28 protein-coding genes and 2 pseudogenes are annotated in these 23627 nt (G+C 46.0%); 14 read left to right on the top strand and 16 right to left on the bottom strand.

Translation table 11 applies throughout. From position 1 onward, the window contains the following. The first annotated feature begins 4 nt into the window (after positions 1-4). The 8 genes from ureE to phaC all read left to right on the top strand — a co-directional run bounded on the left by ureE (position 5) and on the right by phaC (position 7419). The gene (gene ureE, locus L4D19_RS16030) at positions 5-514 is read left to right on the top strand and encodes an urease accessory protein UreE (protein ID WP_428453274.1); all 510 of its coding nucleotides are present in this window, start codon (positions 5-7) and stop codon (positions 512-514) included. A gap of 75 nt (positions 515-589) precedes the next feature. Further along, on the top strand, positions 590-1195 hold the full coding sequence (locus L4D19_RS16035) for a HupE/UreJ family protein (protein ID WP_428453275.1): 606 nt from the start codon (positions 590-592) through the stop codon (positions 1193-1195). 18 nt (positions 1196-1213) lie between these two features. After that, positions 1214-1897, top strand: a complete 684-nt coding sequence (locus L4D19_RS16040) for an urease accessory protein UreF (RefSeq protein ID WP_428453276.1) — start codon at positions 1214-1216, stop codon at positions 1895-1897. A 10-nt stretch (positions 1898-1907) separates the two neighbouring features. Next, positions 1908-2531 carry an urease accessory protein UreG gene (gene ureG / locus L4D19_RS16045; RefSeq protein ID WP_428453277.1) on the top strand — a complete coding sequence of 208 codons (624 nt, stop codon included), beginning with the start codon at positions 1908-1910 and terminating at the stop codon, positions 2529-2531. 603 nt (positions 2532-3134) lie between these two features. Then, positions 3135-3875: an SDR family oxidoreductase gene (locus tag L4D19_RS16050; protein WP_428453278.1), complete on the top strand. Its 741-nt coding sequence runs from the start codon at positions 3135-3137 to the stop codon at positions 3873-3875. 39 nt (positions 3876-3914) lie between these two features. After that, positions 3915-5123, top strand: a complete 1209-nt coding sequence (locus tag L4D19_RS16055; RefSeq protein WP_160653958.1) for an acetyl-CoA C-acetyltransferase — start codon at positions 3915-3917, stop codon at positions 5121-5123. 82 nt (positions 5124-5205) lie between these two features. Further along, a complete protein-coding gene (locus L4D19_RS16060) occupies positions 5206-5553 on the top strand; it encodes a phasin family protein (RefSeq protein WP_075767107.1) in 348 nt (115 codons plus the stop codon). A 66-nt stretch (positions 5554-5619) separates the two neighbouring features. Continuing rightward, entirely contained in the window at positions 5620-7419 is a 1800-nt protein-coding gene (gene phaC / locus L4D19_RS16065; RefSeq protein ID WP_428453279.1) for a class I poly(R)-hydroxyalkanoic acid synthase, read from the top strand. 56 nt (positions 7420-7475) lie between these two features. Here phaC and L4D19_RS16070 read toward each other — a convergent pair whose 3' ends face one another. Then, on the bottom strand, positions 7476-7958 hold the full coding sequence (locus tag L4D19_RS16070) for a thiolase family protein (protein ID WP_428453280.1): 483 nt from the start codon (positions 7956-7958) through the stop codon (positions 7476-7478). 200 nt (positions 7959-8158) lie between these two features. Here L4D19_RS16070 and L4D19_RS16075 point away from each other — a divergent pair, with 200 nt between their 5' ends. The 5 genes and pseudogenes from L4D19_RS16075 (at position 8159) to L4D19_RS16095 (ending at position 11574) form a co-directional block, all read left to right on the top strand. Continuing rightward, the gene (locus tag L4D19_RS16075; RefSeq protein ID WP_428453281.1) at positions 8159-9076 is read left to right on the top strand and encodes a TIM barrel protein; all 918 of its coding nucleotides are present in this window, start codon (positions 8159-8161) and stop codon (positions 9074-9076) included. Positions 9077-9081: 5 nt separating this feature from the next. Next, positions 9082-9348 (top strand): annotated as a pseudogene (locus tag L4D19_RS16080) (hypothetical protein); the annotation flags it as partial. A 5-nt stretch (positions 9349-9353) separates the two neighbouring features. Further along, positions 9354-9473 (top strand): annotated as a pseudogene (locus L4D19_RS16085) (MurR/RpiR family transcriptional regulator); the annotation flags it as partial. 235 nt (positions 9474-9708) lie between these two features. Further along, on the top strand, positions 9709-10587 hold the full coding sequence (locus tag L4D19_RS16090) for a DMT family transporter (RefSeq protein ID WP_428453282.1): 879 nt from the start codon (positions 9709-9711) through the stop codon (positions 10585-10587). A 105-nt stretch (positions 10588-10692) separates the two neighbouring features. Then, a complete protein-coding gene (locus L4D19_RS16095; protein WP_428453283.1) occupies positions 10693-11574 on the top strand; it encodes a patatin-like phospholipase family protein in 882 nt (293 codons plus the stop codon). A gap of 5 nt (positions 11575-11579) precedes the next feature. On the opposite strand, the gene L4D19_RS16100 is transcribed toward L4D19_RS16095, so the two are convergent. From L4D19_RS16100 to L4D19_RS16150, 11 genes are all read right to left on the bottom strand, one after another. Next, on the bottom strand, positions 11580-11936 hold the full coding sequence (locus L4D19_RS16100; RefSeq protein ID WP_428453284.1) for a DUF6404 family protein: 357 nt from the start codon (positions 11934-11936) through the stop codon (positions 11580-11582). 241 nt (positions 11937-12177) lie between these two features. Further along, positions 12178-12663, bottom strand: coding sequence for a type II secretion system protein (locus L4D19_RS16105; RefSeq protein WP_428453285.1), 486 nt, complete (start codon positions 12661-12663; stop codon positions 12178-12180). Positions 12664-14017: 1354 nt separating this feature from the next. Continuing rightward, on the bottom strand, positions 14018-14509 hold the full coding sequence (locus L4D19_RS16110) for a hypothetical protein (protein WP_428453286.1): 492 nt from the start codon (positions 14507-14509) through the stop codon (positions 14018-14020). 484 nt (positions 14510-14993) lie between these two features. Then, complete coding sequence (locus tag L4D19_RS16115; protein ID WP_428453287.1) at positions 14994-15347, bottom strand: DUF6404 family protein; 354 nt, start codon at positions 15345-15347, stop codon at positions 14994-14996. A gap of 101 nt (positions 15348-15448) precedes the next feature. Next, entirely contained in the window at positions 15449-15811 is a 363-nt protein-coding gene (locus L4D19_RS16120) for a hypothetical protein (RefSeq protein ID WP_428453288.1), read from the bottom strand. Between the two features lie 291 nt (positions 15812-16102). Further along, a complete protein-coding gene (locus L4D19_RS16125; protein WP_428453289.1) occupies positions 16103-16306 on the bottom strand; it encodes a hypothetical protein in 204 nt (67 codons plus the stop codon). Between the two features lie 94 nt (positions 16307-16400). Beyond that, on the bottom strand, positions 16401-16619 hold the full coding sequence (locus L4D19_RS16130; RefSeq protein WP_428453290.1) for a DUF6500 family protein: 219 nt from the start codon (positions 16617-16619) through the stop codon (positions 16401-16403). A gap of 145 nt (positions 16620-16764) precedes the next feature. After that, positions 16765-17193, bottom strand: coding sequence for a hypothetical protein (locus L4D19_RS16135; RefSeq protein ID WP_428453291.1), 429 nt, complete (start codon positions 17191-17193; stop codon positions 16765-16767). A gap of 251 nt (positions 17194-17444) precedes the next feature. Continuing rightward, positions 17445-18017, bottom strand: coding sequence for an ester cyclase (locus tag L4D19_RS16140; protein WP_428453292.1), 573 nt, complete (start codon positions 18015-18017; stop codon positions 17445-17447). A gap of 35 nt (positions 18018-18052) precedes the next feature. Further along, positions 18053-18580, bottom strand: a complete 528-nt coding sequence (locus L4D19_RS16145; protein WP_428453293.1) for a cytochrome b — start codon at positions 18578-18580, stop codon at positions 18053-18055. Positions 18581-18612: 32 nt separating this feature from the next. Next, entirely contained in the window at positions 18613-19221 is a 609-nt protein-coding gene (locus tag L4D19_RS16150; RefSeq protein ID WP_428453294.1) for a short chain dehydrogenase, read from the bottom strand. A 103-nt stretch (positions 19222-19324) separates the two neighbouring features. On the opposite strand from L4D19_RS16150, the gene L4D19_RS16155 reads away from it, so the two are divergent. Next, positions 19325-20215 (top strand): LysR family transcriptional regulator, encoded by an 891-nt coding sequence (locus L4D19_RS16155; protein ID WP_428453295.1) that lies wholly within the window; start codon positions 19325-19327, stop codon positions 20213-20215. A gap of 30 nt (positions 20216-20245) precedes the next feature. Here the strand turns inward: L4D19_RS16155 and L4D19_RS16160 are convergent, their stop codons facing one another. The 4 genes from L4D19_RS16160 to L4D19_RS16175 all read right to left on the bottom strand — a co-directional run bounded on the left by L4D19_RS16160 (position 20246) and on the right by L4D19_RS16175 (position 23611). Then, complete coding sequence (locus L4D19_RS16160; protein WP_428453296.1) at positions 20246-20617, bottom strand: hypothetical protein; 372 nt, start codon at positions 20615-20617, stop codon at positions 20246-20248. A gap of 14 nt (positions 20618-20631) precedes the next feature. Further along, positions 20632-21234, bottom strand: a complete 603-nt coding sequence (locus L4D19_RS16165) for a CDP-alcohol phosphatidyltransferase family protein (RefSeq protein WP_428453297.1) — start codon at positions 21232-21234, stop codon at positions 20632-20634. 143 nt (positions 21235-21377) lie between these two features. Then, complete coding sequence (locus L4D19_RS16170; protein WP_428453298.1) at positions 21378-21776, bottom strand: hypothetical protein; 399 nt, start codon at positions 21774-21776, stop codon at positions 21378-21380. 194 nt (positions 21777-21970) lie between these two features. Then, the gene (locus L4D19_RS16175) at positions 21971-23611 is read right to left on the bottom strand and encodes a BCCT family transporter (RefSeq protein WP_428453299.1); all 1641 of its coding nucleotides are present in this window, start codon (positions 23609-23611) and stop codon (positions 21971-21973) included. Positions 23612-23627: the final 16 nt, after the last annotated feature.

Raw genomic sequence — 23627 nt, forward strand, 5'->3', positions numbered from 1 at the left:
ACTGATGATTGTTCTAACTCAGATTTTGACAGCACAGGAGTCAGCATCATTAACCGGTAGCGCAACGCTTAGCCTGCCAATTGACTCAAGGATTAAAAGCCGTCTGAAGCTCAAGCTGGACGATGGCAGAGAAGCCGGGCTGTTTTTACCACGCGGCAAGATCCTGCGAAACGGCGATTTGTTGCGAAGCGAGCAGGGGGTGTTGGTCAGGGTGCTGGCAGCCGAAGAGGCAGTGTCTACTGTCTACTGTTCCGACCCGCATCTTATGGCACGGGTTTGCTACCACTTGGGTAACCGTCACGTCCCGTTGCAGATAGAGCCTGACTGGGTGCGATATCAGCATGACCATGTGCTGGACGAGATGGTCGTAGGATTGGGGGCCGAAGTGACGGCGGAAACGGCTCCGTTCGAGCCCGAGGCCGGTGCCTACGGTGGTGCAAGTAGTGGGCACTCACATATTGGACATAGCCATGGACACCAACACTCCGATGAACACAGCCACCATAGCCATTAAACCGGCAGTGGCTAAGGCAAGATATCAATAACAGATAAAGCATGAAGCTTGATAACAATAGCGAAAGGAAAAGATATGGTTAAATTAATTCATACCCGCTCACTAGTATCATCTGGATCTGCAGCATTATTGCTGGCCTCTGGTTCGGCGATGGCTCACAGCGGTCATGGCCCACTAGAAAGCGGGTTGTTCTCTTCTTTTTTCTCTGGTGTTACCCATCCGATCACCGGATTAGATCATCTGGTTATGTTAGTGGGTGTGGGGTTGATTGCCGCCCAGTATAAGCAAAGAAATCAACAAGCGCGCATTATGCTGGCTGCTTTGTTCAGTATGCTGCTTGGTCTCGGGTTTGGTGCACTGTCGGGCTTTGCAACAGGTATTGAAGCGATGATTCTGGCTTCCGTGTTTGTTGCATCTGTTGCCGTGTATAGCCGTCAGCGAGCAGGGAGTAATGGCTGGTCAGTCGTACTGTCTGTACTGGCAGTTGTTGCTGTTATGTTCCATGGCTGGGCACATGGACTAGAGGCCTCAGCTTCCGGCTTGGCTGCTTTTGCTCCCGGCATGCTAGTAGGCGCCGGCCTGTTAGCCATGAGTGGTTACAAGCTAGGCCAGTACCTTAACCCTAAGTGGCAGAGTGCCCTGCTGGCGATGAGCGGTACTTTACTGGCACTTGCTAGCTAATTTGCATGGCAGGTGATTATGCCCAATACCAGACATCTATTACCGGACTTTCGCCTTTATCAGCTAATGAGCCCCTCATTACCGATTGGTGCATTTACCTATTCGCAGGGGCTTGAATGGGCAATAGAAAAAGGCTGGGTAACCGATCAGGCAAGCCTGCAGCACTGGCTGACAGATGTGCTTCACCATAGCCTGGTAACACTGGAGCTACCAATATTATCTCGTTTATACACGGCCTATGAACAGAACGATTTACCTACAGTAACTCACTGGAACCATTGGTTATATGTTAATCGTGAAACCAAGGAGTTACGTCTGGAAGAGCAGCAGAGAGGGAAGGCGACAGCAAGATTACTCGCGCAACTGAATGAGTCGTTTTCGCCACAAGACTTGAGCTATGCGGAAGCTAATCAACTGGCCGGGTTTGCGTTGGCGGCGAATCACTGGGGAATTAATTCGGCAGCGTTAAATGCCGGTTATCTCTGGAGCTGGCTCGAAAATGCAACGATGGCGGGGGTGAAGCTTATCCCCTTGGGCCAGAGTGCCGGACAGCAGATATTGCTGTTGATGTCACAGCTGTTACCTGATGCCCTGACAGCCTCGCAACGGGTTCAGGACCATGAAATCGGCAGCTTTACAGCGGCGCAGGCGATAGCCAGCAGCCAGCACGAGACTCAATACACCAGACTTTACCGATCTTAGGGAAGTAACTATGACAGAATACAAATCACCATTACGGATTGGCGTCGGCGGCCCGGTAGGGTCGGGAAAGACAGCATTGTTGGAGATACTGTGTAAAACCATTAGGGATAAGTACAACATCGCCGTGGTGACCAATGATATTTACACCCAGGAAGATGCCAAGATCCTGACCCGAGCAGAGGTCCTGGATGCTGACCGAATCATAGGTGTCGAGACTGGCGGCTGTCCTCATACGGCGATTCGGGAAGACGCCTCGATGAACCTGGCGGCGGTCGAAGAGCTGGCAGCAAGGCACAAGAGCCTTGATGTGGTCTTTATCGAGAGCGGCGGCGATAACCTGAGTGCGACTTTCAGCCCCGAGCTGGCCGATTTGACGATTTATGTCATTGATGTCGCCGAAGGGGAGAAGATTCCGAGAAAAGGAGGCCCGGGTATTACCCGGTCGGACTTGCTCGTAATAAACAAGATCGATTTGGCCCCGTATGTTGGTGCGTCGCTGGAAATTATGGATCAAGATACGAAGCGAATGCGGCCAAATAAGCCCTATGTATTCACTAATTTAAAAGAAGGGAAAGGATTGCCGGAAATAATCGACTTTATAGTGACACAAGGCATGCTTGATAATTGTTTGTAAAACAGAGTAATGACAGAATAAAAAGCTGGGGTAATTTCGCCCGGCTTTTTATTTTTTTATAGAGATCTAAAATTTTTTTGAAATGATAGTTACCAGAAATGTAATTAACAACTTAATTGGTAATCGATATTATTTAAATACCCATCAATAATCGCTATTTTATGCTGTCCGTTATTGTGCAGTTATGCATATAAGCAGTGCAACTTTTCAATTATTTCATTTCATTTGTTACTCAATTCTATTATTTAAGGCTAATTAGAACCTTTCTATCTACTTGGCATTGTTAATGCATCATATATGTAACATATCAACAATATTTATCGCTGAAATGGTTACATCGGTCAAGTGTGATTCTATGCAGGAATATTGGTACGACCATTGATGCAGTGTGTTGATATTGCTATGTGCGTGTGTTCTTATAATATTCATGCAACATAAAGGTCACGGAACTGTCGTTTTCGACCGCTACGATGCAACAACAGATTTGGAAAGAAAAACTGAGAATCAGTTTGGTTGGTTAGTGCCCTTGTTTAAATTTTGATAATAATATCATTTAATTCAAGGTGATATAGCAGCATCAATGATGGAATGGAGTCTTCTGTAATGAGTAAAAAAGCATTAGTAACTGGTGCGAAAGGTGGTATTGGTTCTTCAATTACAACTGCTTTGGTTGAAGCGGGGTATCGAGTAATTGCAACATACTTCCCGAACGGAGGAACCAAGGCGAAAGAATGGTTTAAAGAGAATAATTATTCAGAAGATCAGGTTAGGCTATACCCTCTAGATGTTACGGATACGGCATACTGCGAAGAGGCTTTGGCAACATTGCTGAAAGAAGAGGGTAACATTGATGTGTTGGTTAATAATGCTGGTATAACGCGTGATACGACATTTAAGCGAATGACAGCAGAACAATGGAATGAAGTTATTTCAACAAACTTAAATAGCTTGTTTAATGTAACTCACCCATTATTTGCTTCAATGTGTGAGCACGGCAATGCCCGTATTATTAATATCTCTTCAGTTAATGGGTTGAAAGGTCAGTTTGGTCAGACAAATTATTCAGCAGCGAAAGCGGGAATGATTGGTTTTACTAAAGCGCTGGCTGCTGAAGGTGCACGTTCTGGTGTAACTGTAAATGCCATTGCCCCGGGTTATACCGGCACACCAATGGTGGAAGCAATTAAGCCGGAAGTACTCGATGCTATTAAAGCTGAAATTCCAATGAAGCGTCTTGCTGCACCTGGCGAAGTGGCTGCAGCGGTAACCTTCCTCGCAAGTGATGCTGCAGCATATATTACAGGCGAGACATTGTCTGTGAACGGCGGTTTGTACATGCATTAACGGTTGGTTTAGATTTTTTTAATTAAGGACGCTTAAAAAATGACTAAAGTTTTTATTGTAGCTGCAAAACGTACTCCTCTTGGTAGCTTTAACGGCGCACTAAAATCAGTGCCGGCTGCTCAGCTAGCCGCTGTCGCAATCAAAGCGGCTATCAAGGATGCCAAGATTGATCCTGCCCATCTGGATGAAGTGATTCTTGGCAATGTGGTAGGTGCGGGCCAGGGCATGGGCCCCGGCCGTCAGGCTGCGATATACGCCGATATTCCACAGGAAGTTCCGGCTTACAGCCTGAATATGGTTTGTGGTAGTGGTATGAAAGCGGTAATGGATGCAGCTTCTCACATCAAAGCCGGCGATGCCGACCTTGTTGTCGCGGCAGGTGCGGAAAACATGTCACAAATTCCATTCTGTCTACCAGCGAAAATTCGTGATGGTCAGAAAATGGGTGGCCTTGAAATGTCTGACCTGCTGATTTCTGATGGCCTGACAGATGTCTTCAATAACTATCACATGGGTGTAACGGCCGAGAACGTTGTTGCAAAAGTTGGCCTGAACCGTGAGCAACAAGACAACTTTGCACTTGCCAGCCAGCAGAAGGCGGTAGCAGCCATTGAGCAAGGCAAGTTTGCCGAAGAGATTATACCTGTAGAAGTCACTGTCCGTCGTAAGACAAACGTTGTCGATACCGACGAATACCCGAAAGCTGATGCCACTATCGAAGGGCTGGCTAAACTGCGCGCCGCATTCAAGAAAGAAGGTGGCTCGGTGACTGCCGGTAACGCCTCGGGGATTAATGATGGTGCCAGCGCTATTATTGTTGCCTCTGAAGCGGCTGTTGAGAAATATGGCCTGACTCCACTGGCTGAAATCGAAAGCTATGCTCAGGCTGGTGTTGCTCCGGAAATTATGGGCCTCGGTCCGGTACCGGCAGTTGTGAAAGCTCTGGACAAGGCAGAGCTGAAAATCGGTGATGTCGGTTTATTTGAATTCAATGAAGCGTTCGCCGGTCAGGCTCTGGGTGTGCTGCACGAGCTGGCGGACGAGTTGGATACTCAGGTTGAAGATTTAGCTGAGCGTTCAAACGTAAATGGTGGTGCGATTGCACTGGGTCACCCGCTGGGTGCGTCAGGTAACCGTATCATTGTAAGCCTTCTGCATGAAATGCGCCGTCGTGGTACAGAGCATGGCCTTGCCACGTTGTGTGTCGGTGGTGGTATGGGGACGGCAATCGTACTGAAGAGCGTTTAACTGAAAGTGTTTCGGATTGTACCCGGATACAGCATGGCCCGGGTACGTCACTCATTACTTTGTTTAATTGAAGGAAATAGCTATGTATACGGAAATGTTTAAATCTTTCTCCGAGCAGACTGAAAAATCTTTTGCACCATATGTAAAGTTCAACAAGCTGTTCACCAAGAATGTTGAAGAGCTAACTGAGCTTCAGCTAGCAGCTGTTCGTGCCTATAGCGAACTGGGTCTTTCTCAGCTGAAAGCTGTTAGCGAAGTTAAAGACGTACAGTCTTTTGCTGCATTCAACAGCCAGCAGCTTGAAACGCTGACTAAGCTTTCTCAGCAGCTAATCGACGATAGCAACAAGTTCAATGCTGTTGCTCAAACGTTCAAGACTGAAGTTGAAGAGCTAGTGGCTGAAAATGTTAAGCAGGCTACGCCAGTATAAGTGAAATGACCACTCAGCCGCCCCTCTCGTGGGCGGCTTTTTAGTCCAAATACAGAGGTCATTGTAATGAACTATAACTTCTTTACGGACTACTTTGCCAAGCTCCAGGATATGAACCAGATGTGGTGGAAAGAGCTGGATTCCGGCAAAGCAGCCATAAATACCCCCCTTAATAAAGCGCTCAATGAATTAAACTTGGACGATACCGCCGAGTTAATCGAAAAAGCCGCAGCGCAACCAGCCGTGCTTGCCAAAGTGCAGCTAGACTGGTGGGAAAATCAAATGAAGATTTGGCAGAACGTCACCATGAAAACCGGTGATGAGTCCGATCTTGTTAAGCCCGAAAAAGATGACAAGCGTTTCAGTGATCCTGCCTGGGAAAATGAAGCGTTTTATAATTATATTAAGCAGTCCTATTTGCTCTTTAGCAATACGATGAAAGACACCATCGACTCGATAGAAGGACTGGATGAAAAAGCCAAAGAACGCCTTGGCTTTTTCTCGCGTCAGGCCATCAATGCCTTGTCGCCAACCAACTTTATTACCACCAACCCAGAGCTTGCCAAGCTAACGGTTGAAACGAACGGGGAAAACCTCGTTAAGGGTATGGAGTTGCTTCAGGAAGACATGCAGGCTAGTGCCGACGTGTTGAAAATCCGCATGACGAACGATAATGCTTTCCAGCTGGGCGAGAATGTTGCCAATACAGCTGGTGATGTTGTGTTCAAGAATGATTTGTTTGAACTGATTCAATACAAGCCGTTGACGGAAAAAGTGAATGCGACGCCGCTTCTGATCGTTCCGCCGTTTATCAACAAGTACTATATTCTGGATCTTCGCGAGAAGAACTCCATGGTACGTTGGCTGGTTGAGCAGGGGCATACTGTATTCATGATGTCCTGGCGTAATCCTGATGCCAGCATGGTCGATGTCGATTTCGAAAACTACGTGCTCGATGGCGTAGTGAAAGCCGTGGATGTGGTAGAAGACATCAGCGGTGAGAAGCAGATTAACGTTGCCGGCTATTGTATCGGCGGTACTTTGCTGGCCGTTGCCTTGGCGTATTATTCGGCCAAGCGGATGCGTAACCGTATCAAGTCTGCTTCCTTCTTCACGACATTGCTGGACTTCTCTCAGCCGGGTGAAATCGGGGCGTACATTAATGATCCGATCATCTCTGCGATAGAAGCTCAGAATGAAGCGAAAGGGTACATGGATGGGCGCTCGTTGAGTGTTACTTTCAGTCTGCTGCGTGAAAACAGTCTGTACTGGAACTACTACATCAATAATTACCTCAAGGGTAATAGTCCGATCGACTTCGATTTGCTTTACTGGAACGGTGACAGTACCAATGTTGCGGTAGCTTGTCACAGTACCTTGCTGCGTCAGTTCTACCTTGAGAACAAGCTGACCGATCCGAAAGGCTATAAAGTCGGCGGCGTGTACATTGATCTGGCAAAGATCAAGGTGCCGACCTACTTTATCTCTACACAGGAAGATCATATCGCCCTGTGGCAGGGAACTTTCCGTGGGTCGCAGATGCTTAACGGCAAGTCGACGTTCGTTCTTGGTGAATCCGGGCACATTGCCGGAATCGTTAACCATCCGGCCAAGAATAAGTATGGTTTCTGGACCAACAGCAAGAAGGTTGCGGATGCAGAGGCATGGCTTGAGTCAGCCAAACGCCAGGATGGCTCCTGGTGGGGGCACTGGAATACATGGTTAGCTGATTTCGAGTCGGCAGAGCCAATTGATGCCCGCCAGGCTGGCAATGCAAACTATCCGGCACTTGCTACTGCACCGGGTAATTATGTGTTGCAGACGCTACCGATTGAGGTATCGAATGCTGTCGAACAGCATCAGTAGAAGGCAAGCCAGGAAGCTTAATCCTTTTACTTTGTCACAATTGAAAAGCCAGCAGATTATCTGCTGGCTTTATTCGTTTTTACCGGAAAAATGTGGGATGGCGAGATAAATAGCGGGGCCTCAGTGGCCGCCTGAATCTCATCGATGGTGGTCTCCGGTGCTATATCGACAAGCTCCATGCCTCTGTCTGTGAGCTTAATGACCCCAAGCTCGGTGATAATCAAATCGACCTGAAGGACACCCAGCACGGTGACACCGATGTGGCCGTCACGAATAATGGTAAAGGAATCGGCGCTGTTGAAGTAGCAGGCTCCTGTGGTTGCCGTAATTGGCTGACCGCCTGCATTGACCAGATTCGGGTCAATATTATGTTCGTCTGGCATCTCGCCGATTCCGATAAGGCTAGGATCAAGCTGACACTGGTTTATAGCCACGCGCATGGCGGTTGCACCGAGCTCTGGTGCTGATTGCGGTGATAGCAAACCATTAAAGCTGCCGATGGGGGTACGCTTGGCAGCAACGATATAGAGAGGTTCCATAGACTTATATCCTGTCAAAGTGCTTTTCAGTATGGATTCAGTCTACGAGTGAGTGAAGTGCGAGCGTTATAGCCAAAGATTCAAAACCGTTTTGCATATATGCAATACCAAGGTGGGCTATGCATCACGTATTTTCTGGGCACTTCATTCTAGGCTATGAATAATTTCTCAATTTTATGAATGATAAGAAGGGTATACCTATGAGTAACTTGATTGCATGTGCGCCATGCTGCTGGGGGGTAGAGTCTGCTGACAACTCCTATAACCCCTCCTGGATGGATGTGTTGTCTGAAGCCAAGCAGGCACGGTTTGTTGGTACCGAGCTCGGGCCATATGGCTACTTGCCGTTGGAGGCCGACACGCTCAATACCGCTCTGCATCTAAAAGGGCTGGAAGTGTGTGCCGGTACTATTTTTGAGCCGCTGTCAGATGCAAAAAAGCAGGCCGACATTTTAGAAAAAACTGAGCAGCTATGTACGCTGCTGCAACAAATCGGTACTGAAAGGCTGGTGGTCATCGACTGCGTGAATGATATTCGCAGCCACTATGCTGGAGTTAGCGACGAAGCTCCGCGTTTGGACGATGCCCGCTGGACGCAGATGATGGAGACGATCCGTAAGATCAGCAACATCGCGAGTCAGCATCAGATCCGGGCAGTCGTGCATCCTCACGCCGGTGGTTATATCGAATATCAGGATGAGATCGAGCGTATGCTGGTAGACCTTTCTCATGACGAAGTCGGATTGTGCCTTGATACCGGACATCTCTATTATGCCGGTATGGACCCCGCAACCAGCCTGGTGAGATATGCCGATCGTCTAGATTATGTGCATTTGAAAGATGTCGATGCAGCGAAGTATTATCAGGCCGTCGAGAAAAGAGTTGGGTTCTGGCAGGCCTGTGCAGACGGGGTGATGTGCCCACTTGGAGAAGGGGCGGTTAACTTCGATGAAGTTAGCCATGCCTTGCAGGAAATTGGTTATAAGGGCTGGATTGCCGTAGAGCAGGAAAAGGATCCTCGCCAAGCCGCAACAACCCTGCCTGATCTCAAGAAGAGCCGAAAATTCCTGGTAGACAAAGGTTTTGTTGCTAGCTATTCAGGTAAGTACGAGAACTGATAACAATGATAGTGACCGATCCTTGGTTTTATCTTACTGCCGTACCTGCTGTATTGATATACGGGATCGGAAAGGGTGGCTTGGGCGGCGCTTTGGGGATTATTGCTGTTCCCCTGATGGCGCTGGTCGCTTCTCCAACTCAGGCCGCTGCTATTCATGCCGGAGGCGGCCCTGCCAGTATTTATCTGCTGCCGTTGCGGCTCGACAAGAGCACCCTCATTGCCACGATGGCAGTACTCTTTGCCATCATCAACCTGTTCAAGTTTATCCCTATGCGATGCTCGTTGCGGTCGAGACAATGGCAACCATTGCCGAACAGGCGGATGTACCGCTGTCGACACTGAGCCGATTTTCAAATGCAATGGGCTTCCGTTCCCTGAGTAGTTCAATGTATCTGGCACAGACACTGGCAGTGAGCCTGATGTGCCGGGAAATCAAATAATCGGTATCTAACCAAGAACACAGAAAGAAGCTGGCGAAAGTCAGCTTTTTTCTTACTGCTTACATAAGAAAATACCAAATTAGCCCTTTATTATGCCAAGAGTGATTATTCGGTTTGGTATTAATTGCTTTGACGATAGAATAGCCAGTCTTTGCAATATCGCCTCTATTTCACACATGTCAGGTACATTATGACTTTGGATCGTCGCGCTGATCTTATACTGATCGCTACAACTATGCTGGCGGCTGCCGGATGGATTTTTTCGAAAGAGGCCATTCAGGGTCTGCCGCCGTTTGGTTTTGTCGGTACACGCTTTGTATTGGCGTCGATGTTTCTGCTGCCATTTTGTTTTTCGGCGTTAAAGAAAGTCAGCCGCGGTGATTTATTCAGGGCAATGGGCGTTGGCTGTTTGCTAGGCAGTGCGCTGTTGCTATGGATCTATGCTGTTTCTGTTAGTGACACCCTGGGCGAAGGCGCGTTTATTATGAGCCTCTCTATGCTCTTTGTGCCCTTGGTTGCCTGGCCATTGTTCAGGCAACGTCCACCGCGGATGTTCTGGTTCTCTCTGCCGCTGGCTTTCGGTGGCCTGATGCTGCTATCGCTGGGCGGAGGCTGGCAACAGTCGGCTAGCCAGATATGGTTTGGACTGGCTGCATTGATGCTGGCCCTGCATTTCAATTTCAACAGTCGCTGCGCCCAGCGGATACCCGCCTTGCTGCTGACATGCATCCAGCTGTTTGTTACCGGGAGCATGGGGCTGGTGGCCTCGCTGAGCTTTGAAACCTGGCCACAGCATGTTGGCCTGGATATCTGGGGCTGGTTCGCCATGAGCGTGGTGATTGCAACCAGCTTGCGCTACGTCATGCAAACGACCGGGCAGAAGCACAGTACTGCGGCCAACGCCGCGATTATCATGGTCTTGGAGCCGGTATGGACTGTGTTTCTGAGTATTCTTTGGTATGGTGAGCAGATGCCGATAAACAAGGTACTTGGTTGTACCTTGATTTTGATGTCATTGCTGATTTACCGCGGTGGCGCAAAAATCATGGCAAAGCTGAAGGCGGCTTAGAACTTTTTAGATAGCCAGTACCTACTGATACAATAATTAATAACGATTATCCTCCAAGAGCTTGAAGGCGTATCTTTTCCTCGTAAAGAAAATTAAGAGGTGAGTATGTCTTTTGAAAATAGCCGGGCACTAATTGTTGAAGGCGGCGCTATGCGTGGGATCTTTTCCAGTGGTGTTTTGGATGCTTTCATGGAAGAAGGCTACCGTCCCTATGATTTCGCCATCGGTGTTTCTGCCGGTGCATCTAACTTGTTGGGGTACCTTGCAGAAGCACCTGGCCGTAGTTATCAGGTGATCACCGAGCTTGCGACCAGCCGGGATTTCTATAATCCTTCTCGTTTTTTGAAGGGCGGCGATCTGGTTGACGTTGAATGGTTATGGCAGCAGTCTAACGCAGGTTATCCGGTCGATAAGAGTAAGCTTTTTTCGTCAATCCCGTTTTGGGCGGCAGTCACTAATATTGAAACCGGCAAAGCGGACTACTATCGTATTGATGAAAGCAATGCCGACAGCGCTATGGTTGCAACCGCAGCTCTTCCTATTGCCTTCAAGTCCACACCTTGCTTTTCGGGTGGCTGTTTTACTGATGGCGGAGTGGCAGACTCAATTCCAGTGAAAGAAGTCTATCGCCGGGGCGCACGGGATATCACTGTGATCCTTTCACACCCGCTGAGCTATCAGAAAAACCCGGCAAAGTATCCGTGGCTGCTGAAAAAGCTGTTTGCCAGCAATCCGGCATTGGCGAATGCCATGGTGGCTCGAACAGAAACTTATAACCAGTCACTGGCGTTTATCCGTAACCCCCCCAAGGATGCGGTGATCAGAGTGATAGCGCCGCCCGATGAGTTCTCGGTTAAACGCTTGACAATGAACAAAGCCATATTGAGCCAAGGCTACGAACTGGGTTTGCAGGCCGGAAAGGAACACATGATGAACCGCCAAGGCTTACATGGCCTGACCGATGAGAACTGCCATTTTTGTGTTTAGCTGTCCTAGGTGAAGCCTTTATCTTTTAACCATTGTTCCCATTGATACAGTTTCAAATGCTTTGCTTTGACTTTAACTTTGATGGCTAGAATGGCACCGGTAGTAACACCAAAAAACAAAGCGGCATATAACTGGGTGATATCTAATCCGATAAATTGCCAGACAAACAGCCACATGAAAAAGCCCCAAGATAACGTCCCCAGGACTGTTTCAAGCCAAAATAACTTCATGGGGCTTTCAAATAAACGTGGCTTAGCTTTCTTTCCTGTTAACTTATAAAATAGGGCGGGGAAGGGTTTAACTTCATCTTTTGTTGCTCCAAGTGAGATTAGATATACTTGGACAAATTCATCCTTTTCCATTGTCGTGTGCCTTAAAACAGAGAGCACAGTAAGGCGGCGCTAATACTATTATTGTTAATAATATAAGTGTACTTACTGAGTTTATTTGTGAATACAATGGCAAGACGATATATGATCATTATCTCTGCAGTTATTGATCATGCGCTCACAATTCTTATTCGGAATAAGTGCATTCTGCCAGATACATCACAATGTATAGGATTGAACGTGGTTGGGGGGATAAAATACTTAACAGTAGATACTAACTGCGCTTAGCTAAAGTCACTTCTCCGTTGGTTTCTGAATAGGTTAAGGTGTAAGGCGCATCAATAAACTTATACGTACACTTGTTGCCGCCTAAACCATCACCTGAAGCCGTTGGTTTCTCGTAGTCATCTTCAGTCAGGCTGGAAGCTGGTAATAGATTCTCAAGAATATCATCACAGCTTTGCACTGTATCAATTACGCGAGGGTAGCCTGTTTCATTAAAATGCAGGTTATATATCGTGTAGCCCCAATCACCTTCTCGACCTTCAGTCACATTAGGATCGGGCTCGCCATCTACTAGCCATTTACTATGAAAAAGATCAACAGCAGAATGGAATGATCCTTTTAGGCTTAGGTACGTTGATTCTCTGGCATCATCTTGTACATTTAAAAACCTTGGCGCAGCTGTCACCGAAATTATTGCCAGAAGAACAATAACGACAACTAACTCAATTAACGTAAAACCTTTTTGCAACTGCACCAATTTGCCCTCTTATCTTTCTGGGCAAGAATTATGCAATACGCTTAGTTATAGTGTCTAGTTTATGACAGCTAAGTTGCAGTATTTACTGGAATATTTTGGCAAAAAACACAGCTAGGTAGAGCTCTAGCTCTAATTTTATAAATATCATTAATCGAGAGGGTAAGTTTAGAAAATTTCTTTCTTAGAAATGGCAGTAAATTCTTGGAGTATGAAAGTAATATGAACCGTAGTTGTATTCGAAAATTCATCAACACCAAAGAAGATTCTTCCCATTGAGTGATGGAGTTTTTTGGTTGATGAGAATAATAGAAGGGGAAGTTAGATGGGGTTGGTGGTGTGAACATCGCGTAACCAACCCCCTCCAGCTCCCCCTTTTATGGATAATTACTGCCAATTGGTTTTGTCGATTAAGGGGGAGGGTTGTTCGCTGAAGCTTTGAATATTATCGTCGGTAGTAAAATCTTGGTACTTGAAAGTAATAAGAACCCTAGCTGTATTCAGAAAATCATCAACACCAAAGAAGGTTCTTCCCCTTGAGTGATGCAGTTGCTTGGTTGATGAAGCCAATAGAAGGGGAAGTTAGATGGGGTTGGTAGTGGTGTGAATTTCACGTTACCAACTCCCTCCAGCTCCCCCTTTTTTGAACAGTTGCTGCCAATTGGGTTTGCCGATAAAGGGGGAGGGTTGTTCGCTGGTGTTTTGAGTATTATCGTCAGTAGTAAATTCTTTGTGCTTGAAGGTAATATGAGCCGTGGCGGTATTCGATGAACCACCAACACCAAAGAAGGTTCTTCCCCTTGAGTGATGGAGTAACTTGGTTGATAAAGCCAATAGAAGGGGAAGTTAGATGGGGTTGCTAGCGGTGTGAATTTCACGTTACCAACCCCCTCCAGCTCCCCCTTATATGAACAGTTGCTGCCAATTGGCTTTGTCGATGAAGGGGGAGGGCTGTTCACGATAGCTTTGACCATTATTGACAGTGTTAGACACTTGGTGCCTGAAAGTAATATGAGCCTTAGTTGTATTCGAAAAATCATCAACACCAAAGAAGGTTCTTCTCCTTGAGTGATGGAGTTGCTTGGTTGATGAGGCCAATAGAAGGGGAAGCAAGATGGGGTTGTTGGTGGTGTAAGGGAGATGTATAAAAGTTTCTATATCAATTCAGATAATTCATTTCTCCAAATAAATACAGATAATGACCGACAGATCAAAGCAATCATCTTTAAAATTGCACGGCTATTGAACAATCTACCTTGTTCCAAAAGCTAATAATTATAAGTGCGCTGGAATACCAGCGCATTCAAACATACTTGATACCAGAAGATATTAGTGTTATGCCTAAAGGTCTCATTTAATGGCAAAATTCATGATCAAAGCTGACCCGAAATGAGGTAGGCACCCCATCGGCGTTGCGCGTCTGATGTTCTGTATATCGTGCAACCCAGTCGTCATTTTCTACACTACTTGGACCAGTATGAATAACAAGTACTTTTTCATTTATTCGGGCAACCCCTCCAAAGTTATTCCCATTACGGTGTAAAGGATCGGTATATGACCCAATTTCAAAAAAGTGAAGCTGGTACCTGTCTCCACTATCACTGCCTATACCGTGAAATGTTGTACTATGTTCTTGATAAGAAACATGCTCACCACCAGAACCATCTTCATGGACACCACCTCGGAAGTGGATAATAAATATGGCCTCGATATCCTCCATAGTGCAAGGGTTATAAATTGTTTCTTCGACAAGAAATCGTTCATTGAAGTCTGTCTTTGCTAGGACTGAACCTATTGGTAATGAGGACATAATGAACAAAGAAAGAATCGATCCTACTATCTTCATTTGATGCCTCCAGGTACGACTGAATGTTAAGTGATTAAAACATAGACATAATGTGATAAAGCTTACATTCATGCCTGCATATAAAACCATAGAAAGTGTAGGGGATTGTGTTTAGATGTGGCTTCTTAATAATGAGATTCAAGAAAATTATTAAGACTGAACTTTGTTTTTTTACTTAGTTGTTCCTACAAACTTGTTTTTTATATTAAAAATAAAAGCCTTGTAAAGTAACTTGGAAATAGTTGTTTTATAACATTAGCAATCTATAAAATTTAAGTTCTGTTCAACTGCCATTCTCTCCTTTAAAAAAGAAGAATATTATACCAATCACGTTAAACGACTGATTTAGCTATAAAAATCCACCAAACCAACATTCATCATACAATGCCCAGAATTATACACATTTTGATGCATTTACTTGGGCATTTATAGTTAAAACGTATGCTTTAGATCACATAGGAAAAGGAAGGTGAATGTAGTTTGGTTAACCTTCAAGCTCCTCCCACCTCGAAAGTGTGTACCGCTTCTTGCACCATTCGGCATGAAAGGCGATATACAGGCAGTAGGTGACGGTCATCATCAGGCAGGACAACAGTATGCGATCGATAGATGTATCAATCTGGATCCAGTTGATGAGCGTGATGACAATACACCAAGGGATGACGAAGCCGAGCCAGGCGACGGCGATATTCATGAAGAAGGAATTGTAGGGGAAAGGCCGGATACTGAAGCCCAGACGGCGAATACCTCTCAGGTAAGGCGGGTTGTAGCAGGATTCTCGCATGCCTGTTAGTCCGAGCTCTCTGTGAGCGAGTCTCAGTTTATTTTCAAAGCACATAAAATCCCTTTAACATTAGCTTTTAAAGAGAGATATTCTACTCCCGATCTTGGTTTCATCAAGTTGCATATTGTTGAGTTTAGTTTTCAATAATCGTGATACTACCGATCAATACTTTCTGCGATGTTTTTGAACAGGGCAAACTCCTCGGGTCTTCTGCCTCGGGCCAATGGAGCCCAATGATCACCGCTTTCATCGGTGCCGCTGAATTCGGCCCGAAGTTCGTATTTCTTGCTTGTTAAAATGGCAAACAAGGCACCGATAAGCATGAGTACTGGGCCAATAATAGGAAGGAATGCCCAGCCAGCCACAGACACGGCAAGGGAGATACACAATATCCGGATGATCTGATCTTTAAGGCGCAGTTCTTTGGCTTCTATGGTCAGTATTTTTGAAAGAGGGTACACGTCTTTTTTGATTGTCAGTGTGTTGTCTTTTAAATAAATGTCTTGTTCTTTGTACATCGTTCGTCCTTACTGGAAATATGAAGTTGTTACATACCGTGTGAACAAACCTATCAATATCAAACACTTCGTTATACATATTCACATGGCAAATGAATTGCATCAAGATGAATATGTGTAACGGTTTATGAATGCTAATGAGTTTGTGAACAACAACAGGCTACATGCAGCAGATTTTCGCAGTAGTCATCAGACATTCCACACAAATCACTATTGGTATTATTGGCTAATGGTTGACTTGACTTGGCATGGTTTTGGTATGAAACCTCACCACTTGAAGAAAGAGGGGGACTAGTCGTTGTTTAGCTTGCCTAACGGGATCACTTTTTCGACCACCCAGCTTACCAATGAGTAGGTGATAACGAAGATAGCGAGATTAGAGACTGCGCTGATGAAATTAAAACCTGACGATAAGATGCCGTGGTCTAGGCCTAACCCGCTTTTGATGGTAAAGACTAATAGCACCGTTATTACCAGAATAATTGCCGACTTCACGATTGGGTTTTTCCTGTTGCACAGCCAGTAAGGCCAGTGGCAAGGATTGCCGTAAAGAGTAACTTCTTGAACACACTATTTCTCCATATCGGTGTTATTCTTCAGCTCTAACTAAGCTGATGATCTTTCTAGCTTTTTCAAAATGATCCAGTCTATGGGTCTTAATCCACCAAGTGGCTGCTTCCATCAATAGTTCCGGGTCATCATTCTTGTTGGCGAAGAATGCATAAAATGACACACCGACCCCTTCGCCTTTTTGAGCAATTTTCTTTAGGCAGATCTCGATAACTTTCTTTCTTAGTGACTCACGCATAGCTTTTCAATCTCTTCTGGAGGAAATAATGGAGAGACGAAACCCTACGCGATAACAGTCATAAACTCAATAAAATACTGTGCTTATGTACAGTGCCTGTCAGGGAGGGAGCATCTACTCCCTACATATGCTGGTGAATAAAGCGTTACGCACCAAAAAAACCAATCGAGTACAGCCAATGGAGAGGTGCGGCGACCACAATGTAAGAGCTCCAAAAACAGGCTATGGTGATACCAAAGACGCGAAAGCTTGAATGGAATGTATATTCTTCCGAGTCCATTATCTCATCTTTGTTGAGATGGAATTTCTGAGAAAGGAAAAATGCCAAAATTACATAGACAATGGTGAATGTGATTGCCGGGACTTCCTGCGGAACAAAAGGAGCGGCGAAAATGAGGGAGATAACAAATACAATTCCAAGAATAATGGTTGCCTTGGAGTGGTTTTCTTTTTTAAGTATCGAAAAGTTTGCCCAGAGAAAATAAATCAACCCAACGGGCCCGCCAAGTGCACCGCATGCCACTTGTTTTGGTGTATAAATTCTAGTCGTAGCAGAATCTTGAGTATTGCTCATGTCTGAATAAAACCTTTTAAACGTAATAGTGATATAAGCAGAAGTGAAAATAGTTTTAATACTGATGCTTCTAATATCAACACGTTAAAAGCAGAGTAAAGCAGGGTTTTGTAAGCTTACGGGGCAACTCTCAATAATTCCTTATCAACTGCTATGGTAATAGATAAATTTGGGTCAATTTTATCTAATGTGCTTGTCAGCCCGTGACTAGTAAAAGACCGAGTATCTCTACTCGGTCTTTAATTATTTATCTATTCCAAACCAATCTGTTTATTCCAGTCGGCGTTATCCCAGAATAGATATTCTTCGGCGATACGTCCGTTTTCCCATCGCGCGATTGTGGCAATTTTAATTCGCACTTTTTGTCCGGTTGGTTGTTTGACCGTGCCATCAGGAAAGGTCAGCGGTTTTACCCAGCGGCCTTCAGAGATACTGATGCCTGCTGTCCACTCGCCGTGGCCAAAACCGACGATGTGATCGGTGACTTTGAAATCAAAGACATCGAACAGAAACTCTAACTCTTCAGAGTGTGGCGGAAATGGTGATGTTTGTGTTCCGTCGGGGTTGTGAACAATCACATTGTCGGCGTGTATTTCACCAATACGTTTCATGTCTCGGTTATTAAAGGCGACTAGATCCAGTTCGTCAAATGTTTCGAGGTGCTTGGCCGTTTGAGCCCGTTCTGCTTTGTGGGCATCAACTTGTGCCTGTAACTCGGCAATTTGCGCCTTGAGCTCGGCAACACTTTCAGATGCCATTGCTGTATTTGCCGTTATCCCTAGGGCAAGTGAAGCGATAAGTAGAGGTTTAATGAATGTGTTCATGTTGTGCTCCTTTTGCAGGTCTTAGTTACTTTTGCTTATAGAATTCGTTTGAGTACGTCATTTTCTTTGTCAAAGAGCCTGTGCTTGATAGCACCGGCGATATGGGCGATCAGTACGGCGATGAAGAGATAAGATGCCCATTTGTGAAGGACGTTGGTGACTTCAAAGACATTTTTGTCGTCGGCAATCAGCTCCGGCAGATCGATACCGAAGAAGTGGACGCCACTGCTGTATTCGTAAGCGCTAGATTGCAAATAACCGAGTATTGGAATAAGCACCATCAGTACATACAGAGAAGCGTGGGCCGCTTTTGCTGCAAGCTTTTCATGCTTGGGCATGCCTTGAGGCAGCTGTGGCAGTGAATGACGTCGTCTGTTTACGAGACGAATAATGACGAAAATGAACGCCAGAATGCCGAATGACTTATGCCAAAAATACAAAGATTCGGAATGCTCCATATTGTCCATGTCGAAGGGAGTCATAACGATCCCCAGAATAAGAAGGCCGATGATCAAGGCGGCACTGAGCCAATGAATGGCTCGGATCGAAATTGGATATTTCATGAGTAAGTCCTGCTGAAATTAAAGAATGTCTGTTATTGGCCCGGTACCGGTAGTCCGCCCCATGCACGGAAAACCTTGCCTGTTGAATTGCCTTCAATGGCATCGATATAAAAACTGGCAACCTGCTCGGCACTCACGAGCCCTCTGCCTGTACGTTCCGGCTCAACAACCGGTGCCGGGCTGACAACATTTAGCCGTAACCCTCGCTCTAATAAGGGAGCCGTGTGCTGGACAAACGCATCGATAGCGGCGTTGAATGGACCGGTGGCGATGCTGTAGCCATTGGGATAATGGCTAAGGAAACCACTGGTTAATGTGATTGAGCCGTTGAGCTTCAGGTAGTTTTCTGCAATACGTACGATTCTGAATTGGGCAACCAGCTTACGCTCTGCGCCAAAGCGGAAATCTTCATCTGATAGTTCATGGTAAGGTTTGAACTTGCTGTCTCCGCCCACGACAACGACGACAGCATCGAGCTCACCTAGTTCTTCAAACACAGATTGGACTGCTACGGCATCGGTATAGTCTGCGACGAAATCACCACTTCGAGAGCCAATTCTTACGACTTCATGCTGGGGTTTTAGCTGGTCGACTACTTTGTTTCCAATCTTTCCGGATGCGCCGAATACTGCAATCTTCATGATATTCACCTTGTCATCATTGTTGATAAGGGAAGTGTATGAGGTTTACTTGTTTTCCAGAATGCGATTAAATGCGAAATCATTTTTTCTCAAATGCAAAATTATGGATAAGCTTAAAGCCATGGCGATCTTTGTCGAGATTGCCGAACAGGGCTCAATGTCAGCGGCAGCACGAAAGCTAGGCGTTGTGAACTCGGTAGTCAGTAAGAATCTGACTGAGCTGGAAGCCTGGTTGGGACGGAAACTGGTGTACCGATCAACGCGGAATATGCGCCTGACCCAAGATGGACACAAGCAGCTTGAGCATTTCAGGGAGATCCTGGAGCGAGTCAATGGGCTGGAAGCAGACCCGGATGAAGAAATGGTTCAGGGGTTGGTTAAAGTCACAGCCCCAATTTACCTCGGACAGCAATTACTGGTGCCACATATTCCTGAGTTCCATCGCCAGTATCCCTTTGTAAAGCTGCATCTAGAGCTTAGTGATGATTTTGAAAACATGATTGATGAGGGGTTTGATGTTGCACTTAGGGCCTCGCAGATGCTGGATTCTAGTTTTATTTCTCGTCGGTTATCGGATGCATCATTAGTTGTTGTCGCGAGCCCTGATTATATCTCTCAATATGGCGTCCCTTCTTCTCCCAAGGCGCTGGTAAAACATCATTGTCTGGTTGAAGGGGCGGTTGATAACCAGAGGCGCTGGCGGTTTAAAAATACACGTAATGAACAGATCTCTGTTGCTACTGACGGGGCGATATATACCAATTCGGGAACGAGCATAAAAAAGCTTTGTGAGGCCGGATTGGGGATCGCGCAGTTACCGAGTTTTCTTGTTGAAGAGAGTATCGTCAGCGGGAGGCTGGTGGAGCTGCTGCCTGATTATGCTCTAAGTAATTTCTACCTGCATTTGCTCTATCATCAGAAGGGAACCCGTAACCTAGCCATTAAAGCGGTCGTTGAGTATTTTGTCTCTCGGTTATCGGACAAGAGATACTAAGCGGTCTCAAAGCACTTATTGCTATAACTGCTATACGAAGGCATAGACAATGAAGGCCCCAAATATGGCGGCGAGAGTGCCGCCAATACGTCCGTAAGGCTTTGCGAAAGACAGGGCCCATGCCATCAGACGGTGGAAGCTGCGCCGACCGATGGCGGCTAAAATGAAAGCGGCAATGAGCGACAGCCAGCCAATGATCTCGATGATGAACGGAAACCTTGATACGTCAGATTGAGCGATCAGCAAAAAACCAAGAATCAACCTGATAACAACGGCCAGTACGTGGATCTGCAAGCTGCCGAGGTGCCGTCTCAGATAACCAAAGACCACTGTTGGTCTAGCGAGAATAACTATCCCGATAAGAGAGATTAGCGTGCCAAAAAGTATAATGATCGAGGTCATAATAACTGCGCTATCTAAGGGTGCTGGCTGTGTTTGGAATGGTCTTGGTTTTGGCTTTTACTGCTATGTTCAGTGAGGCTTTTCTTTCCCCAGGTGAAGACATAATGTCCGCCGCTGATTAATACCAAAGAAATCAGCAGCCACAGACCAATTTCGAAAAAGATTTCGGGGAAAATAGGGTAGACCTGTTGCGTGATTAACAATAGAGCAAAGGCAATCTGTACAAACGTACTTGCCTTGCCCCAAAAGCTTGGTTCGATTTCGTATCGTCCAAAAAGGCAGTAATAGGCAATAGCCCCGACGAGAATGATCACATCTCTAACGATGACGATTACGGCGACCCACACAGGGACTAATCCTACGATGGCAAAGGCGATAAATGCACTTATTAGCATCGCTTTATCTGAAAGAGGATCGGCGATTGTTCCGAAGCGGCTGATGGCATCCAGTTTGCGAGCTAGCCATCCGTCAAGCCCGTCACTGACTCCGGCGAAGAAGGCGATCCACAATACTGTCGAGTAATTTCTCTCCAGGATCAACAAGCAAATAGGGACCGCCAAAATGAGACGTAATGTCGTCAAGATATTGGGTATTTGCTTGATCACACGACAGGCCATGATAGGTACCGTTCCCTGCAGCTGCCTCTAACACCAGTGTATACCATTCCCCGTGGTATTTTTCTGAACTGATCCCGTAGGCCTTTCTCTAAGCCTGTAAATCTAGGTTGAACGGTAGATATTTAGTTAGATTTTTTACTTGCTTATAGCTCGCAACGGATCTCTGAGATAGGGACTTGTTGTTCGCCAAAGCAGACAAACCCCTCATGCTTGTAGCGCTTTCCGAATGAGATTCTGTCAGTTTGGTTGTCTTTCATTTTGAGGCTTTGTGCAGGAATTTCTTCTCCGTCGAATAGTACGGCGGTGAATGAATCTCGGAAGGTTGATATAAGACGGCTTCCACTTCCCGAAATAGTGAACTTAACACTGGCACAGCGTTGAGAAGGCGTTTTTAGAATGCTCTGTACTTTGTTTTCTTCATCGAGGATAACTGATTGTTTTTCCGCTTTGATATCAACAGTGCTAAAACTGTGCAGATTACATTGCGCAGCAAAAGCGGTGCTTGAAAAAAAGAGTAGAAGATAGAATGGTTTGCGAAACATATAAAACCCATAGTCCGTTAATAGCTTGTGATCCTAATACACATGCAAGAAAAGTTGTGTGTGAGTTTGTATGTATTTGTCGTGTGTGAACGGATGACATAAAGGCGGCAAATGGTTGGTGCGCTCCTGAATAAAAAAATCCTCCGCTACTGGCAGAGGATTTTTGATAGTAGCAAGAATGTTACGCTTGCTTTTTAACCTTCGTTAGTTGACGGAGAAAGGTAGGCAGCTGTTTCGCTATCATCGGCGCTTGCCGTTGTATTGCTGGCTGACTCTTTCTGCGCTTCGGTCGTTACCTTGCTGGTGGATTGATTAGCAACGATTTCCGTTTCACCACCAAAGTCCTCTTTTAGCCACTTGCTGAAGCCGTAGAGCATGATAAATATCACAATCATCAGCGGAAGTGAGGTCACAATAGCCAGTGTCTGAACGGTGTTTAGCGGAGCATCGATAAACATCATCGCCAGTGGTACGGCTGCCAGAATCAAACACCAGAACAGGCGTAGTGCTGTCGGTGGGTTGGCATTCTCATCCAATTGGTTGGCTGCGGTTGCCGCCAATGTGAAGGATGCCGAATCAAGCGTAGTTGCCAGGAACAATGTCGACATTATCGCAAAGATAATAATAAACAATGCGCTTCCCGGTAGTGTATTTAGCACCGCTATGACCGTTGCTGAGCCGCCGTTCTCGGTGATCGAACGGGTAACATCAATGATCTCGGTTAGGTGCACGTTCATACTGAAGCTGCCCAGAACACCAAAGAAGATGAAACAACCCGCGCTGCCGCCAATAACCATGCTGCCGATCACTTCTTTCAGCTTGCGGCCTTTAGATACCTTAGTGACAAACAATGCCATGAACGGTACATAGGTCATCCAGTATGCCCAGTAGAATACCGTCCATGAGGTTGGGAATGAGCCGCCTTCAACCGGATCAGTCCATAGGCTCATGCGGATGAAGTTTTGTAGCATCAGGCCGTAGCCATTGGTCATCTGGTTGATGATGAATGAGGTTGGACCCACGATAAGAATCAGCAGAACAAAAATCACTGCCAGCTTGGTGTTCATATCGCTCAGTTTTGCCATGCCTTTTTCAATGCCGACATAAGAGCTGACAGAAAATAGCGCGGTGATGAATAGCATCAGGCCGACGTTCATGGCAAAGCTGTTTTCAACACCGAGCAAGTAGGCAATGCCTTCTGTCACCATCGGGACACTCAGACCCAGGGTGATACCCATTGCACCGACACAGCTGAAGATGAAAATGGTATCAATAACCTTGCCGATCACTGGGTTGTAGAAGCGGCCCATGATGCTTTCACATACCGCACTAAGCTTAAGCTGCGGGTTTTTCTTTACGTGGAAAGAGTAGGCGACGGGTAGCGAGGCAATACAGTATAGTGACCAAGCTGAGATCCCCCAGTGGAACATGTTATAGCTGGTTGCCCATTCTGCGGCCATTGGCGAGTAGGGTTCTACGTCAAATGGTGGTGTCATGTAGTAGTAACCCCACTCGACAAATGCCCAATAGACGGTTGCCGAGCCCAATCCGGCACAAACCATCATCGCCAGGTAGGTAAACTGGGAGTATTCTGGCTTGTCGTTTCCGAGCTTGATTTCACCGTATTTGCCAAGAGCAATTTTGGCAAGAAAGATGACACTGAAGAAGCCAAAGAAAAGGAAAACCTCACCAAATTGGTTAGTCAGGGTATTAAAAAGTTGGCTGGCTATCGCATTTCCCTGTTCAGGGAAAAGTGTCAGACCAACAACTACAAAGAGAATAACCGACAGGCTTATTGCCATTAACGGTTTGTCTATTTTACGTTCACTGTTCATAACTAAAAATCCTTCT

The organism is Photobacterium kasasachensis (genome assembly GCF_050336885.1).
GTDB lineage: Bacteria > Pseudomonadota > Gammaproteobacteria > Enterobacterales > Vibrionaceae > Photobacterium > Photobacterium kasasachensis.

What these genes read in the sequence shown, in the direction of transcription:
- ureE (WP_428453274.1), top strand. Translation starts at nt 5, where the DNA reads ATGATTGTTCTAACTCAGATTTTGACAGCACAGGAGTCAGCATCATTA.
- L4D19_RS16035 (WP_428453275.1), top strand. Translation starts at nt 590, where the DNA reads ATGGTTAAATTAATTCATACCCGCTCACTAGTATCATCTGGATCTGCA.
- L4D19_RS16040 (WP_428453276.1), top strand. Translation starts at nt 1,214, where the DNA reads ATGCCCAATACCAGACATCTATTACCGGACTTTCGCCTTTATCAGCTA.
- ureG (WP_428453277.1), top strand. Translation starts at nt 1,908, where the DNA reads ATGACAGAATACAAATCACCATTACGGATTGGCGTCGGCGGCCCGGTA.
- L4D19_RS16050 (WP_428453278.1), top strand. Translation starts at nt 3,135, where the DNA reads ATGAGTAAAAAAGCATTAGTAACTGGTGCGAAAGGTGGTATTGGTTCT.
- L4D19_RS16055 (WP_160653958.1), top strand. Translation starts at nt 3,915, where the DNA reads ATGACTAAAGTTTTTATTGTAGCTGCAAAACGTACTCCTCTTGGTAGC.
- L4D19_RS16060 (WP_075767107.1), top strand. Translation starts at nt 5,206, where the DNA reads ATGTATACGGAAATGTTTAAATCTTTCTCCGAGCAGACTGAAAAATCT.
- phaC (WP_428453279.1), top strand. Translation starts at nt 5,620, where the DNA reads ATGAACTATAACTTCTTTACGGACTACTTTGCCAAGCTCCAGGATATG.
- L4D19_RS16070 (WP_428453280.1), bottom strand. Translation starts at nt 7,958, where the DNA reads ATGGAACCTCTCTATATCGTTGCTGCCAAGCGTACCCCCATCGGCAGC.
- L4D19_RS16075 (WP_428453281.1), top strand. Translation starts at nt 8,159, where the DNA reads ATGAGTAACTTGATTGCATGTGCGCCATGCTGCTGGGGGGTAGAGTCT.
- L4D19_RS16090 (WP_428453282.1), top strand. Translation starts at nt 9,709, where the DNA reads ATGACTTTGGATCGTCGCGCTGATCTTATACTGATCGCTACAACTATG.
- L4D19_RS16095 (WP_428453283.1), top strand. Translation starts at nt 10,693, where the DNA reads ATGTCTTTTGAAAATAGCCGGGCACTAATTGTTGAAGGCGGCGCTATG.
- L4D19_RS16100 (WP_428453284.1), bottom strand. Translation starts at nt 11,936, where the DNA reads ATGGAAAAGGATGAATTTGTCCAAGTATATCTAATCTCACTTGGAGCA.
- L4D19_RS16110 (WP_428453286.1), bottom strand. Translation starts at nt 14,509, where the DNA reads ATGAAGATAGTAGGATCGATTCTTTCTTTGTTCATTATGTCCTCATTA.
- L4D19_RS16115 (WP_428453287.1), bottom strand. Translation starts at nt 15,347, where the DNA reads ATGTGCTTTGAAAATAAACTGAGACTCGCTCACAGAGAGCTCGGACTA.
- L4D19_RS16120 (WP_428453288.1), bottom strand. Translation starts at nt 15,811, where the DNA reads ATGTACAAAGAACAAGACATTTATTTAAAAGACAACACACTGACAATC.
- L4D19_RS16130 (WP_428453290.1), bottom strand. Translation starts at nt 16,619, where the DNA reads ATGCGTGAGTCACTAAGAAAGAAAGTTATCGAGATCTGCCTAAAGAAA.
- L4D19_RS16135 (WP_428453291.1), bottom strand. Translation starts at nt 17,193, where the DNA reads ATGAGCAATACTCAAGATTCTGCTACGACTAGAATTTATACACCAAAA.
- L4D19_RS16140 (WP_428453292.1), bottom strand. Translation starts at nt 18,017, where the DNA reads ATGAACACATTCATTAAACCTCTACTTATCGCTTCACTTGCCCTAGGG.
- L4D19_RS16145 (WP_428453293.1), bottom strand. Translation starts at nt 18,580, where the DNA reads ATGAAATATCCAATTTCGATCCGAGCCATTCATTGGCTCAGTGCCGCC.
- L4D19_RS16150 (WP_428453294.1), bottom strand. Translation starts at nt 19,221, where the DNA reads ATGAAGATTGCAGTATTCGGCGCATCCGGAAAGATTGGAAACAAAGTA.
- L4D19_RS16155 (WP_428453295.1), top strand. Translation starts at nt 19,325, where the DNA reads ATGGATAAGCTTAAAGCCATGGCGATCTTTGTCGAGATTGCCGAACAG.
- L4D19_RS16160 (WP_428453296.1), bottom strand. Translation starts at nt 20,617, where the DNA reads ATGACCTCGATCATTATACTTTTTGGCACGCTAATCTCTCTTATCGGG.
- L4D19_RS16165 (WP_428453297.1), bottom strand. Translation starts at nt 21,234, where the DNA reads ATGGCCTGTCGTGTGATCAAGCAAATACCCAATATCTTGACGACATTA.
- L4D19_RS16170 (WP_428453298.1), bottom strand. Translation starts at nt 21,776, where the DNA reads ATGTTTCGCAAACCATTCTATCTTCTACTCTTTTTTTCAAGCACCGCT.
- L4D19_RS16175 (WP_428453299.1), bottom strand. Translation starts at nt 23,611, where the DNA reads ATGAACAGTGAACGTAAAATAGACAAACCGTTAATGGCAATAAGCCTG.